Source organism: Sulfobacillus harzensis (assembly GCF_012933365.1).
Classification (GTDB): domain Bacteria; phylum Bacillota; class Sulfobacillia; order Sulfobacillales; family Sulfobacillaceae; genus Sulfobacillus_B; species Sulfobacillus_B harzensis.
Genome location: NZ_JABBVZ010000018.1, coordinates 43633 through 57028, shown reverse-complemented (window position 1 = coordinate 57028; position 13396 = coordinate 43633). Strand labels below are relative to the sequence as shown.

The 13396-nt window shown below is 64.2% G+C and carries 22 protein-coding genes; all 22 read left to right on the top strand.

The window, feature by feature from the left end:
* Nucleotides 1–51 precede the first annotated feature (51 nt).
* The 22 genes from HIJ39_RS07645 to HIJ39_RS07540 all read left to right on the top strand — a co-directional run bounded on the left by HIJ39_RS07645 (nt 52) and on the right by HIJ39_RS07540 (nt 13389).
* Nucleotides 52–228, top strand: coding sequence for a hypothetical protein (locus HIJ39_RS07645; protein ID WP_169098330.1), 177 nt, complete (start codon nt 52–54; stop codon nt 226–228).
* On the top strand, nt 221–481 hold the full coding sequence (locus HIJ39_RS07640; RefSeq protein WP_169098329.1) for a hypothetical protein: 261 nt from the start codon (nt 221–223) through the stop codon (nt 479–481). The genes HIJ39_RS07645 and HIJ39_RS07640 overlap by 8 nt, the downstream gene beginning before the upstream one ends.
* 52 nt (nt 482–533) lie before the next feature.
* On the top strand, nt 534–701 hold the full coding sequence (locus HIJ39_RS07635; RefSeq protein WP_169098327.1) for a hypothetical protein: 168 nt from the start codon (nt 534–536) through the stop codon (nt 699–701).
* Nucleotides 701–1051, top strand: coding sequence for a hypothetical protein (locus tag HIJ39_RS07630; RefSeq protein WP_169098325.1), 351 nt, complete (start codon nt 701–703; stop codon nt 1049–1051). The genes HIJ39_RS07635 and HIJ39_RS07630 overlap by 1 nt, the downstream gene beginning before the upstream one ends.
* Nucleotides 1044–1370 (top strand): hypothetical protein, encoded by a 327-nt coding sequence (locus HIJ39_RS07625; protein ID WP_169098323.1) that lies wholly within the window; start codon nt 1044–1046, stop codon nt 1368–1370. Before HIJ39_RS07630 ends, HIJ39_RS07625 begins: the two co-directional genes overlap by 8 nt.
* Before the next feature lie 150 nt (nt 1371–1520).
* Nucleotides 1521–1706: a hypothetical protein gene (locus HIJ39_RS07620; RefSeq protein WP_169098321.1), complete on the top strand. Its 186-nt coding sequence runs from the start codon at nt 1521–1523 to the stop codon at nt 1704–1706.
* Between the two features lie 20 nt (nt 1707–1726).
* Nucleotides 1727–2380, top strand: coding sequence for a hypothetical protein (locus HIJ39_RS07615; protein WP_169098319.1), 654 nt, complete (start codon nt 1727–1729; stop codon nt 2378–2380).
* Nucleotides 2377–4326 (top strand): hypothetical protein, encoded by a 1950-nt coding sequence (locus HIJ39_RS07610; protein ID WP_169098317.1) that lies wholly within the window; start codon nt 2377–2379, stop codon nt 4324–4326. Before HIJ39_RS07615 ends, HIJ39_RS07610 begins: the two co-directional genes overlap by 4 nt.
* A gap of 15 nt (nt 4327–4341) precedes the next feature.
* Complete coding sequence (locus HIJ39_RS07605; RefSeq protein ID WP_169098315.1) at nt 4342–4638, top strand: hypothetical protein; 297 nt, start codon at nt 4342–4344, stop codon at nt 4636–4638.
* Between the two features lie 343 nt (nt 4639–4981).
* On the top strand, nt 4982–5746 hold the full coding sequence (locus HIJ39_RS07600; RefSeq protein ID WP_169098313.1) for a hypothetical protein: 765 nt from the start codon (nt 4982–4984) through the stop codon (nt 5744–5746).
* A gap of 5 nt (nt 5747–5751) precedes the next feature.
* Nucleotides 5752–6738: a hypothetical protein gene (locus tag HIJ39_RS07595; protein WP_169098311.1), complete on the top strand. Its 987-nt coding sequence runs from the start codon at nt 5752–5754 to the stop codon at nt 6736–6738.
* Complete coding sequence (locus tag HIJ39_RS07590) at nt 6735–7058, top strand: hypothetical protein (RefSeq protein ID WP_169098309.1); 324 nt, start codon at nt 6735–6737, stop codon at nt 7056–7058. Before HIJ39_RS07595 ends, HIJ39_RS07590 begins: the two co-directional genes overlap by 4 nt.
* A 96-nt stretch (nt 7059–7154) precedes the next feature.
* The gene (locus HIJ39_RS07585; protein WP_169098307.1) at nt 7155–7466 is read left to right on the top strand and encodes a hypothetical protein; all 312 of its coding nucleotides are present in this window, start codon (nt 7155–7157) and stop codon (nt 7464–7466) included.
* A gap of 13 nt (nt 7467–7479) precedes the next feature.
* Nucleotides 7480–7698, top strand: coding sequence for a hypothetical protein (locus tag HIJ39_RS07580; protein WP_169098305.1), 219 nt, complete (start codon nt 7480–7482; stop codon nt 7696–7698).
* A complete protein-coding gene (locus HIJ39_RS07575) occupies nt 7688–9055 on the top strand; it encodes a hypothetical protein (RefSeq protein ID WP_169098303.1) in 1368 nt (455 codons plus the stop codon). The genes HIJ39_RS07580 and HIJ39_RS07575 overlap by 11 nt, the downstream gene beginning before the upstream one ends.
* 13 nt (nt 9056–9068) lie before the next feature.
* On the top strand, nt 9069–9362 hold the full coding sequence (locus HIJ39_RS07570; RefSeq protein ID WP_169098301.1) for a hypothetical protein: 294 nt from the start codon (nt 9069–9071) through the stop codon (nt 9360–9362).
* Between the two features lie 15 nt (nt 9363–9377).
* Nucleotides 9378–10142, top strand: a complete 765-nt coding sequence (locus HIJ39_RS23665; RefSeq protein ID WP_207711534.1) for a peptidoglycan-binding domain-containing protein — start codon at nt 9378–9380, stop codon at nt 10140–10142.
* 4 nt (nt 10143–10146) lie between these two features.
* Nucleotides 10147–10752 (top strand): hypothetical protein, encoded by a 606-nt coding sequence (locus HIJ39_RS07560; RefSeq protein WP_169098299.1) that lies wholly within the window; start codon nt 10147–10149, stop codon nt 10750–10752.
* 16 nt (nt 10753–10768) lie between these two features.
* Nucleotides 10769–11275: a hypothetical protein gene (locus HIJ39_RS07555; RefSeq protein ID WP_169098297.1), complete on the top strand. Its 507-nt coding sequence runs from the start codon at nt 10769–10771 to the stop codon at nt 11273–11275.
* Between the two features lie 131 nt (nt 11276–11406).
* Nucleotides 11407–11799 (top strand): hypothetical protein, encoded by a 393-nt coding sequence (locus HIJ39_RS07550; RefSeq protein ID WP_169098295.1) that lies wholly within the window; start codon nt 11407–11409, stop codon nt 11797–11799.
* A gap of 51 nt (nt 11800–11850) precedes the next feature.
* On the top strand, nt 11851–13068 hold the full coding sequence (locus HIJ39_RS07545; RefSeq protein WP_169098293.1) for a hypothetical protein: 1218 nt from the start codon (nt 11851–11853) through the stop codon (nt 13066–13068).
* Nucleotides 13069–13080: 12 nt separating this feature from the next.
* On the top strand, nt 13081–13389 hold the full coding sequence (locus tag HIJ39_RS07540) for a hypothetical protein (protein WP_169098291.1): 309 nt from the start codon (nt 13081–13083) through the stop codon (nt 13387–13389).
* Nucleotides 13390–13396 lie beyond the last annotated feature (7 nt).

The window sequence follows — 13396 nt, the reverse complement described above, 5'->3', positions numbered from 1 at the left end:
CGGCGTGGCGGCGCTGTCGATTCGGGTGCTAGAGAAAGGGGAGGGTCCTTCGTGAAGAAGCGGGAAGCGCAATGCCCGAAGTGTGGCCACTGGAGTCCGGTGACGTGGGATGCGGTCTTGCCGCCTGGCGGCTGGTGGTGGGCCGACACGGCGGGGTGCCCGCATTGCGGGGCGCTGGTGCTGGTGGAGAGCGAATGCAATTTCCGGGAGGTGGTGTACGATGTTTGATCCAGAGGGTTGGGACGGTCGATTGTTGGTCGTCGCAGCAATTCGGGACTGGCGCGATGTCCGCGTCTACCCAGCGGACGCGCCGGACTTGGCCGTGCCCATTGATACCGTCGAAGCCCGGTTTGGCGATGGATTTTTGCCGGTGTTTAAAAGCGAGGCAACGGCGCGGCACTATTACCCCGGCGCCACCGTGAGGCGGGTGAAGATGTCCCCCATTCAAGCGGTGATCGCGGGGGGCCATCGACCACGCTGACCATCCGGTGCGGGACTATCCGCCCGCGTGGCGCAGAACGGAGGAGAGAATCATGTACGGACATTGGGAGCAAGTCATCGTGGGAACATTGTTGGCGATTCGCGACATCGTGGATGAAGTAACGGAGGCTGGCCGTGACCGTGAGGATGCCATGCAAGACGTGATTGAACTGATTGAGAACAATCCGGCCTTGTTGGACGCGCTGGAGGAGGTGAGCTAATGATAACCAACGAGGAACTGGAACGCTGGCAAGCCCTGTGTGATGCCGCGACGCCGGGGCCGTGGAGCTGGGACGGCTTAGATCTGGTCGGCGGACAGGAACCGAATAAATCGGTAATTCCCCGCGTCGCCCCAGATGCGTATGGCGAGTGGTACGCCAACTGGGCCAAGGACGATGTGCGCTTTGTTGCCACGGCCCGCGACGCGATGCCCGCACTGATTGCCGAAGTGCGGCGGTTGCGGGGGCAACAGGCGCAGATTCAAGCGGTCCTCCGCGACCGCGATGATGCGAACCCGTTCGCGACGATTCAGGCCATCTTGGACGATAACGAGGAGGTGCCCCATGACTGACCAAGACCAGGACCGCCTGAATCGCGAAATCGCGGAGACGCTGGTGAAGCTTGGGTTCGATGATGACCTGTGTTGGGCGTTTCAGTTTCCGTCTATCCGGATGAAGTATGGGCCGCGACCCCACGACTTCACCGACCCGTGCTACCTGTTGCCGGCGGTGGAGGCATGGCAGGCGACAAAAGAAGAGCCCGTCATCAAGATCCATTGGGTGGCCAGCCGGAACGAGTGGTTCGCGGAGTACGAAGGGCATTGGGGCCATCACCGGAACCGCACAACCGCCGAGCGCAACGCCTTCCACGCGGCGGTGACGGCCGACTAATGGGGCGACGGTGGCAGTGCCTCTGGCGGGGCCATCGGTGGTGGACGTATCGCACCAAGCGCCCCGGCTATTGGCTCATCATCCGCGCCTGTGATCGCTGCCACACGACGGAAACGCGGCGCATGGAGATTGAGAGAGGAGACGGTGATAATGCGCATCACGGTAACACTTAGCGACGAGGTTTACCAGGCATTGCTGGCCGAGAAGATTCGGGAAATGCAGCGACGATACCTGGACGCCTATTTCCACCGCGGCCTGTTGCTGCTGCAGGGCCTCGTTGACCCGCCTCCGGCCCCGGAGCCCGACAAGCCCGAATCGGCCAACCTGCTATCATAAACCCAAAGGAGGCGATCCGCGTGGCCCAAGATGGCAACCTCTTCGCAGCACTCTTCCCCACCGAAGCCGAACAGATCCAGAAAATCGCCCAACAGACCGGCGCTCCAGAAGTCGGGCCGACGATCAAAACCCAGGCCCCGGTGGTCGCCTTCCGCAAGACGACCGCGGGGACCAGTCCATCCACCCTATCGACCGGTGCCGGGGGCATTACCCTCACGCAACCCGTGACGCCCAAGGCGCTCACCGCGGCCTACCTCGCCGCCCAGGCGCTCGGCGATGCGACGCTGGAACTCATTAGCGAGCCCCTCATCGTGACGGCGCAGGGGGCGGAAACGTTCGCGTATGCGGTGCCCACCGAACAGGTTCTCGTGCTGCTGGAGCCCCTCACCGTGGAGAGCCGCCGGCACGCGGCCGCGGTGACGGCGACGGTGGTGGTTGACAATCAGCCGGTCCTCGAGAACTATGCCCTCACGCACGATGAAGGCGTGCTCCTCGCGGCGGAGTCCGTCGTCACCCATAGTGTGACGGTGACCTTCGCCAATGGGGACTGGACGGACACCACCGCCACGGTGGTACTCAGCGGGGTCTTGGTCTCGACCCAGACCTATCAGAGTGTGATGGCCCCGATTCTTCAGGGAGTCGTTCAGATGCTGAACCAGGGAGGGATATCATGAGCACGTTAGGACCCGGCGACGTCGAAGAAGCGTTGGCGGCCTATGGCCCGCTGACGGATGTGTGGGCCGTCAACGAGGTGACGGGGGCCAACAGCTGCACCGTCGTCCTCGCCAACCCCGCCGGCGCGGTACCTTATATTGCGGCGTCGCTGCAGCCCCATTATCTCGGCGCATTGGTACGGTTTACATCCGGTGCGCTGAGCGGCGTGGGCCCCGGGGCCGACTACGGGGCGTTCAACACGACGGTCGCCGATATCACGTCGACCACCCAGCCGGCCCAGACGACGGTCATGTTCGGAGACGATTTCCCCGTCGCCCCGTCCCCCGGAGACCGGTTGACCATCGTCCGGAGTGCGGGCATCGGGACCCCGTTGGACGCCAACATTACGAATGCCACCGTCGATGTTGGGGGCAACGTCGACGCCACCGTGTCGGGAACCGTCGATGCCAACATCACCAATGCGCTAGTCCCGGTGTCCGGGACGGTGGATGCGAATGTCACGAACGCCACCATCAACGCCACGCTCGCGTCAGGGACGGAAGTCGTGGTCAATTCCGGGACGGTGAACATTGGCAAGCCCGTCCAGACGAACAGCTTGGTGTACTTGGGGGCTATCACCATACCAGTAACGGACCTGGCCAACACGGAATCGGTCACGGCGGTTCTGAACGGGGACACCACGGGGTATTTCGAGACGGTAATCCTCGAGGGCACCTCGGCCTACGGCTACACGTACACCGCATCCGCCACGCCCTACAATCGCCACACCGCCCTCGCGGCCCCATCGCTCACACAGTACAATGGACCCGATGGCGAGTTCTATGCGGAAGGCACGACCTCGTCGCGGCAGTCGTTCTCCAATGTAGAGGTGGTGCTCACCGCGCAAGTCACCTCGGCCTCGACCATTTTCACGGATGCGCTGACCTCGGGGACCAACTGGAGTGTGGAAAGCGGGAGTGTGACCTATTCCTCATCCGGAGCCACGTTCGAGACGACACCTACCACGTTGCTGGAGAATGCGCTCACGGGATTGGAGCCTCAGAATTTGACGTTGCAGGCGGGGTTTGCGGTGGCGAATAATCAGGTAGATAATAATTATTCTGGAAACTTCACGGGGGGAGCCCCTGAATCCACGGTAGATCATGCGGGCAATTTCGCATCCTCTTTTACCGTTTCGTATACTTGTACTATTGCGGGCATTGGATTTGAATTTAGCGGCGCTGGTGATAGTACACAATATTTTATTTGGGATAATTCAGGTAACATACTCGCCCAAACATCCGAAGCCGCCATCCCTTCGGCCACAGGATTTTTGAATCTGACATTGATATCACCTGTCACATTGTCCCCGGGTAATACCTATTGGATCGGATTTTATTATACAGGCAATAACTTATCGTCTATTTCGTGGTCTAGTTATTCAACGGCACCGACATTAACCCTTGGGCCTGTAACATTCACCCTAGGCACGGATATTTCGGACAACGACACAACAACTGCTGGACTATGGCCGGGGGCCTCTGGGGGATATGGATCAAATATCCAGTTACCTCCGTTATTAGAGTTTAGCGCCGTAGTGGGAGTACACTCCACCATCGGCGTCGAATACCAAAACACCTCCGATACCTATTACGAAGTGGAATGGGTTGGGACGAACCTGAACCTCATCAAATACGATGCCGGGACCGTATCCACGCTGGCGACGACATCCGTCACGGATGAAACCGCGACCGATGTCACGCTGTCGCTGGTGGTGGCGAGTAATGGCAACCTCACCGGGACGCTGAAAGGCGCGGCGACCAATACCGTCACGGCGACCGATACGTCCATCACTTCAGGGCAGATGGCTGTCACGGGCGATAGCGGCGTCACGGCGTCCAATGCGTATATCAGTGGCAACTATGTGCCGGAGGATACCGTGACCGTCGATGTCTTTGCGACTTAGGGAGGAGGCAATTCCATGTTCCAGCTGTTGAATGTGACGTATACGAAGACCGAGGCGAAAGTAACCATCCTGTTGGATGACACCAAGGTTGACGCCCATGGGAATCCCGACCGGCATTTTGTGGTGACCGAGACGGTTCCGGCTCCTCCCCCTCACCGAGGGAATTTCGACACATGGCTGGCCGACACACTGCAACAGCTCGACCCGGTGCTGACGAATGCGTTAAGCGAGCGCAATACGCCTCCCTACGACCCGATAGCCAAGTGGCGAGGGTTCAAGTGGGTAAACGGGACCCCTATCACTCCGTCGTAGCAGGGTCAGGACCCCGCTCAGGGTCCCTCAGACTCCACACCCGGGACTTGCCCCAAATCAGAGCCGTGATGCCACACTGTAGTCCAACGGGACAACGGCGGTCTGGTATCCGGCCCAGACGCCGGGGAGGTGGGTCGCACCGGGATAACCCCAGAGACGTCCCGGTGTCTGCCCCGACCGCCGATGCCCTGACGCCCATGCCCGCGTCTGGCGAAAACCCGGTGAACACCTGATCCGGTCTGGGGACTTCCCTGATGTGCCAGAGGTGCTATACTGAAACTGCGAGTAGACGACGGCTCGCCCCGAAGGGGGCGGGCCTTTTGTCGTTGAGAGGAGGCAAAACATGGCCTATGAGTGGCGTTGCGCCGACTGTGGCCAGGCGTGGCCGGAGGAAGGCCGCGGCAGCTATGTTCTCACCGCCGGCCAGCACATGAAGCGCCAAGAGCATCAACCCTTGGGCCTCATCGACACCGATACGGGCGAAATTCTGGTGAGTGGATCCATCAACCGCAACGCGGCCGAAAAACTGGGCATCATCGAGAGGCCGGACCGGAGCCGCAAGAAGAATAAGCCCGCCCCACCGGATGCCGAGACGATGCCGCTGGATGCGGAGACCCCAGCCCCATCCAGTCCGCGCCCCATGAGCCAGCCCCAACCCCTGGGCGGCAGCGACCCGGCCATGAGCGGGGAAATCAAGAAAACCCGGCAGTCGGTCGAGTCGCTGGGACCCGGCGACCCCAAGGACCAAGTGGTGGGATTCGAGGTGCAGTGGCCGCTCTGGGCCCTGAGCTTTTTCAATATTCTCCGCGGGGACTTCCGGGATGAGAACGACCAGCCCTATGCCTGGTCCACCAAGGACTTTGTGCGCTTTGTCTTGGACGTGTACCGGCATGCGTGCCATACGCTCGTGCGGAAAATGGCGGAGGATCGCATGCATCAGTACACGGCCGCCGAACGCACGCTCATGGTGCAGTCGATGATTAGTACAGCGGAAGCGATGCCGGCGTCCCAGTTTCTGGAGCAGATGGCCCAACACGTGGAAGCCAACGACCCGGTCTGGGCCCGGATGCTGCGGATGCAGGCCCGAACCCATCAGGAAGGAGCGTAGACCGAATGGACGACAAGCGGGGCATGCGGCTGGCGGACGCCCTTGAAGGGGCCATCCCGGAGAAGACGGCCCCGGCCGACGATTGGAGCCAACTGGGCAAAAGCCTTATGGGCAGCCTGATGGACCAGTTCGCGAAACAGGTGCAGAACCTCGGGCAAGGGGCGCAGGCCAGCCAGCCCGACATGATGGACCAAATCATGAAGTACGCCATGGGGATGAAGGCCCTGAAAGAGGTCTTCGGCGGCTCGGAGGGCGACGCCCCCGCCGATAAGGGCATATGGACGTATCTCGCCGAACAGCAGAAGAGCCAGACGGCCCTCCTGACCGCCCTGCTCAAGGGCAACGCCCCGGCCGACCCCATGGAATCCTTCACCAAGGCCATGCAGCTGGTGCGGGAGCTGAAGCCCGAGGCGGACCAGCGGTCGCAGGCCTTCGACCAATTGGCGCAGACGGCCCTCCTCGAGAAGCTGCAATCCAACCCGCTGCAGGGATATCTCGAAATGCGGAAGATGATCAAGGAGGAGCTGGAGTCCGAGGGCAACCGGGAGAACGTCATCGACATCGAGGTATGGAAGACCAAAGAGCAGTTCAAGCTCGAGCGGGAGAAGCTTCAGGCGGAGCGGGAGGAGCGCCGAGCGCAGCAGGAGAACACCCAGCGGCTCTTTGGCGGCTTTACGGAAATGATTAAGCCGGAACCGGGCGGAGCCCCCGCCCAGCCGGCTGCCGCGGCCCCCAGGACCGTGGGCACCCCGGACAATCTGGTGCGCTACGAATGCCACGCCTGTAAGGCGAAGTTCGTCCAACAGCGAACAGCGCAGGGCACCTGCCCCCAGTGCGGCGCCTCGTTTACGGACCCGAACGCCGGGCCCGCCGCGGCCCCGGTTACACCCGCCCCGGCGGGTCCCGCCCCCGCCGCGCCGGACGCGGCCATGGTCCCCCCGGTCAGTGATCCGTCCGGCATGGATCTCTGGCCGCAGGAGGTGGGCTATTGACCCCGCCGTGGATGTTGCGCGTGGTCCTGGAGTGGCTGAAGGACAAGTCCGTGCCCCAGCTGGAGCAGATGGCCCAGTCGGAGACCGCCGTGGCGCCCATTATCATGGGGCAGTATTCCGCGTTGGCCCGGAAATTCGCCCGGGGGTATATTGGGCCGGAGGGCATCCGACAGCTGCAGCAGGCGGGGGATCCCGAGTGGGATGCCCTGATCAACGCCATCGCCTGGCAGCGTCCCGACGTCGGGTCGGTCCTCCTCACGCACGATGTCTGGTTTCGCCGGCAACTCGGTCAGGCGCGGGACCTCTTCCTGCACGGCTAACCCGGGGGTCTGTGCTATAATGGCGGTAGATGAACCGCGGACGACGGCGGGCCTTCGGGCTCGCCGTTTTTTGATGCGTGATAGGGGGGACCGGATGTGGCGAAGAAGCAAATGAGTTTCGGCGGGCACCTGAGCGATATCGGTCGAGGCCTCGGTAGCGGTCTGGGCGGGTTGGTCGGCGGTATCGGAGGTGGCATCGGCCAGACGATTAGCGGGGTTGGCGCCGGGGTCACCAGCACGATTTCCGGCGTCACCAACGGGAGCCCGTGGGTCTTTGTCGGCCTCGGGGCCGCGGCGTATCTCCTGCTCCATCCGAACGTCGCCCCGACCGGGTCCACCCCGGTGCCGGCGACGCACCCGATTGCCCGGCAGGCCGGCACCGTGCAGACGACACCCGCGAAGGGGTAAGGAGGGAACACGGATGGCGGATAATCTCGGACCCGCGTCGGTCGTGACGGAGATGAAGTATCAGGCCCCCAACCCCAGCGCCCCGCATGGGTCGCCCCTCATGACCTTGCTGGTGGCCGGCGGGGTCATCTGGGCGCTGTTCACACCCACAGGGCAGCAGGATGTGGCGAAGGTCAAGAGTTACATCCAGCAGAAATTTAATCTCGGGGGGGCGACAACCAGTGGCAGCTGATAATCTGGGACCGGCGGCGGTCTCCACGACGACGAAGTACAACGCGCCGAATCCGGCGGCCGGGCACGGCCCGAGCCTCCTCTTGCTGGGGGCGGCGGGCCTCGGCGCCCTGGTCTTGATGCGCCGGTCGTCCGCGGCCAGCACGGCATCCACCAGCACGACCACCACGTCCACCGGCAGCGGGTCCTATTCCCCGTCGCTCGGGGTGCCCGGGGCGCCGGTGGAACTGCAGCAGGTCGGCGGGACGGCCACCAGCGTGACCGTGGAATGCGCCGCGGTGACCGGGGCGACGCAGTATAACTGGTACCAATACGGCACCAACCTGTTGTTGGCCACCAGCCCCAGCAACGTGGCGGTCATCGACGGGCTCCAGACCAACACGGGGTACGAAGTGTATTGCACGGCGGTCAACATCAACGGCCAGCAAAGTCCGCCATCCCAGCCGCTGTTGGTCACCACGGGCGCCGGAAGCCCGGTCGTGTACGTCAACAACTACGGCGGCAGCGGGACGGGCAGCTCGCAGACGACCCAACCGGCCCCCAGCACGACCACCCCGACGCAGCCCACCCTGCCGACGGGGCAGACCCTGGCCATGGCGGCCAATCCGGCATCCCCGACCACCAGCGAGAGCACCACGGTCACGGCCTCATCGACCGCGTTGGCGACGTACCTGTCACAGGTGACCAGCACGGGCAACTCGGCCCCCTCGGTGAGCTGGCAATGGATCATCCGCTCGCCCTCCGGGAGTGTGGCGGTCAACCAGACGCTGACCAATACCACGGCCCAGTCGCAGGAGACCTTTACGCCCAATTCGGCGGGGCAATGGGCGGTGACGGTCACCTGCAGCGTCGGAGGGAGGACGGTGGGTCAGGGGTCGATTGGCGTGACAGCCGCGGTACCCTATACGCCACCGGCGAACCCGACGAATCCGAATGATTACCCGTCGGTGCAACCGAACCAGCCCTTTACCCCAACCAACCTGCAGAACCCCATTTACAAGCTGCCCTCGGGGGTGGTTCACATTGGGGCGGAGGTCGGGAGCCAAGCGCGGGCCCAGACCATTGCCCGGGCGAATGCTGTGGGCGAAGGCGTCAGCCTCCCGGGTCTCTCGGCCGCCGAAGCGGGCAAGGTGGTCAGCATCGTCAAACAGCACGGGAATGCCGTCAGCGGTGTCTTGCCGAATGGCGTGGTGCAGTTGAGCTCGACCGCTAGCAATGCGGAGAAGGTGAGTTTGCTGGCCTCGGGTGCCCCCGTCTCCATCCCCGGCCGGTCGGCCGCGTATGTGGCGTATCTCCAACAGCTTGCCAAAGAAGGCAAGCTGAAGGGTGTCACGGCGTCGGGCACGGCGATTACCTAGGGGGTGACGGGACATGGCACAGGCGTATATCCTCGAGCCCATTGGCAGTGCGAACGACCAAGCGCATGGCGGCGCGGGCAGCACCATTGCCTTGGCGCTGGGCATTGCGCTGGCGGTCGGGGCGACGGACCTGCTCGCCCAACCGGGCGTCGCGACGGCCGCGGAGGCGGAATTCTGGTACATGACCGGGAAAACCGTGCCGCAAGCGAAGACGTCGGCGATTGCGCATTTGAGGGCGCTCGAGAAGACGGCCACGGGCACCATTCTCACGAAGATTCAAGAGGACCTCAAGGCCCTCGGCGCGTAAAGGAGGGACCGACCCATGTCCAAAGCGGGCGATATGCTCCTCGGGTTGGCAGGCATTGGGGCCGTGGCATATATGCTGACGCGCTCCTCCTCGGCCCAGGCCGCATCGACACCCGGGAGTGCTGCCGGGGCCGGGACATCGAGCCGTGCGACGGGGCACCCCGCGTCCACCGTGCCCGCGGTCCCGGCCAGCGCCTCCCCGCAGCAGCGCCTCACGGCCCTGCAGCACGACGCGGCGGTCTCCCTGCCGGGCCTTAGCGCGGCGCAAGTGGGCCGCCTGCAGCTCCTGGCGAAAGGGTTCGCCGGGGCCATCTCCGGTGTGCTGGCAAACGGCATCCTGCAGCTGAACCCCGCCAATGCGGGGGTGCCCAGTCTTCTCGCCAATCTGGTGCCGAACCAGTTCCCCGGGGTGAGTATTCCCGGGGTGAGTGCGGCAGAAATGGGCCGTCTCATTACGCTGGCGCGGGAGGGGCAATTGAAGGGCCTCACATCTCGGGGAACGCCCATCCTGAAGGCCTCCGCCCCACCGTCCGGGTCCAGCGCCAACTACGTGAGCCGTGCCTGTCAGTCGCGCACGTGGGCCGTGGGCTCCTCGGGTACCTGTGTCGTAACGATTCAAGAGCTGCTCAATAAGTCGGGCACCCTCAACACGCCGCTGGCGACGGACGGCCAATTCGGGCCGCTGACCGAGTTCGCCGTGCGGCTTTTCCAACAGGACCACGGCCTCGCGGTGGACGGCGTGGTGGGCCCGGCGACGTGGTCCGCACTCATTGGGGGGTGATGAGGTGAGTACGACGAAGACGGTGATTGCGACCGGGACCGGGTTTTCCCCGTCAGCCGTCAGCCACGTCAACCAGCTGGAGTCCCAACAGGCGGAAGGGACGCAGATGGAGTGGATCTGGACCTGTCAGTCGGTGAAGCTGCCGGCGGTGCAGGTGGGACCCATTCACCTCCCCTCGGTGCAGGTGGTGAGCGGCCATCAGATTGCCACCGGCTTCGCGGCCCTCCTCAATGCGTTGACCGGGGTGGGCCATGCCCTCGCCGGCATTACCACGTGGCCGGGCCAGAAACTCGCCGTCGCGGTGGGCAATCAGGTCCACATCCGCTGGGTCAAAGGCCATGTGTGGTCAGCCACGCTGGTGTCGGCCTTGGCGGGGGTCGGGACGGCGGCGTTGGGGCTGCTCACGGCGAGCGGCATTGGGGACGCGGTGGCGGCGCTGGTGACGGGGCTCTTGGTCTCGGTCGGCGTCTATGTGGCGGTGCATGCCTGGCAGCTGATGGCCTGGGTGCAGCAGCACATCATCCAACCGGTAGCCCATTCGCCGTATGGCCTCCTCATCGGGGTCGCGGCGGTGGTGGTGGGCGGGTATCTCATTGTGAGCAATCTTTGACAAGGAGGGTTCTGTCATGGACAACGTTCTCGGCATCGACGTGGAGGTGAGCCCCCCCGTCGCCCCGGGCCTGGGCGTCGCTCCGGCGCCCCTGACCCCGGGCGCTCCCGCAAGTGGGCCGATCCACGACCCCTATCTCGGTGAAGGCACCCCGGCGGTCGGGGCCCCGGGCATTGTCGCCCCGGGCGCGGCCGTCCGGACCAACCACTACCCGGTGACGTTGGTCCGCGATGCCGGGGCGCAGCCCGTGAGTCCAGGCGACAACCTGCTCTTAGACCAATTTCGGCCTGATGCGCCGGGTCTGGTGCGCCTCGCCGGGGCCGTCCAGGACGCCGCCACGTTTACGGTATCGCTGGATGGCGGGGTGTCGGCCTATGCCCTGAATGGCGGCACCAATCTCGCGACCGGCGCCTGGTTCGAGGCGCAGGTGACCGTCGCGCCCGGGGACCAGCTGGTCATCAGCGTCTCCACCCAGACCACTGTGCAGGGGTTCCGGGCGGTCTATGTCCCTGATGTGCTATAATGGTTCCGAGAAGGACGGATTGGCTCCGGCGGGCGGCTGATCCGAAAAACAGCCCGCCAGCGTCCGGACGATGGGGCGCTCAGTGTCACTGACACTGGGCGCCCCTTTTTGTATGCGAGGAGGGATTCAGGATGCGTATCGACTACGGCCTCTTGGGCGGCGGTGCCGCAGCGGGTGTGGTGGCCGATTATTTAGACGTCAAAACCACGCCGCTTTCCACCCGGGTGACCAATTCGGAGCTTCTGGCCGGTGCCGCCATTGTGGCGCAGGCCATGCATTTCCCCGCGGTGGAGCGGAAGCCGCTCTATGCCCAAGCGGTGAACGGCGCCGCCGGCTGGGCGGCGGGCATTCTGGCGGCCGGCATTGCCCGGCGTCATTTGCTGCCCCCCACCACCACAGCCCCGGTCCCCACGACCACCACGAAGTCGACGGCGGTGAACCCGGCAAACACATCGGGCGGCGTGACGGGGGTTCCGGCCAGTGGCGGCTCGGCCGCGTTTGACATGCCGGCCGGCGGCTACTAACCCCAAGGGCACACCCCTTCATTCATTGAGACGATTAAGGAGGGATCCAGCATGGATCGGTTTCAGATCCTGCGCACGTTCTTCGACATCACCGACACCGTCGGCTTGAACGCCAAAGAGACCAAGACCTACGACGCGTCGGGACTGTCGAGCGACCAAGTGAACTACATGACTCCGGGCACTGTGACCAGCTCGTCCACGGGCGGGAACTTCGTACGGGAGATTACTTCCATCGAAATCTATCCCCCGCAGGATGCCAACGGCAACTATGAGGACCTGCGCGAAGTGCAGCTCATCATCGACGGGAAGCCCATCGGCCACTACCTCACCCTGCCGGGGCAAGGCGACATTCTGATGACGCCGCCCCGCACGCAAATCTGGGGTGGCCCGCACTTCACCATCCCCATCGGCGAGCCGTTGTGGAAGGTCGTGCATTCGTTTGGCGCCGCCAACCCCAATATGCCGCTGCGGGCGATTGGGATCAAGTACAACAGCACGGTGGCCGTCTCCGTCAGCAGCCAGTACGGGGTGACCGGCGCGGGCTCGGGCGGATTCCGCATCGTGCTGAAGGGGTACCAGTACACCAACGCCGAGCTCACCGAGCTGGCGAAGAAGTGGAACCCCAAGGTGCAGGTGCAGACCCTACGGCGGACCGTGACCGGCGAACCGGCCCTGAGCTTCACGCACGAAGCGGCGGGCCCCCTCTCGATGGCCACCTTCACCAGCTACCCGGGCGGTCAGGGGCAGTTGAACCAGAAAATCAACCCCTACTGGCACTACGCTCGGAACGCCAAGGCGACCGATGCCAGCCGGCCCTTCGTGCTGTCGGACCTGAACGGCCTCGGCGGCGGCACGGGCCACGTGGAAGACACCTTCCAAGACCTCGGCTTCGCGTTTGGCGCGAACAACGACGCGCTCATCGTCCGTGGCTGGGGTGTCAAGGGAGTGCCGCTCCCGCCCGGCCAGACGGGGGCTCCCGGAGTGGCCGGCCAGAACCTGCGGGCCGCCGGCTGGTTCATCAACGGGGACCAGATTCCGGAGGAGATTGGCGGCGACGGCATCTTCATGACCGCCGGCGTGCAGCCCTTGGCCTTCGGGTCGGTGAAGCCGCAAATTGCGCTCGACAACGTGTTCTACCGCCTGCCCAGCGTGCCCGGCGAGCTCTTGATCTACAAGGACCAAGCCGCCCCGTACGTGTCGGCCAACGGTAGTCCGATTCCCGCGGATCAGGTGGCCGTCGGCATCACCGGCGTCCTGGTCGAGCAATAAGGAGGGTCAGGAATGGCACATTATGCATTTGTTCCCGGGGCGGTGGCGGCCAACACCGCCACCGCCATGCCGGGCGATGCCCCCGCGTTCTACAGCGTCACCTCCGTGGTGGTGCTGACCGAGGCCACGGGCGGCACCGCCTCCACCACCAGCCCCGTGCAGGCGACCGTGGTGGACGCGATCCCCGCGGGCGGTCTCGGGGCGACCGATTTCTACCTCGATACCGCCACGAACGCGTGGCAGTACGGGTCGGCGACCACCGACGGCACGGTGTTTCTGATGAACGGGTTCGAAGTCGGACAGATGGGGCGCACCTCGTAAGAGGTGC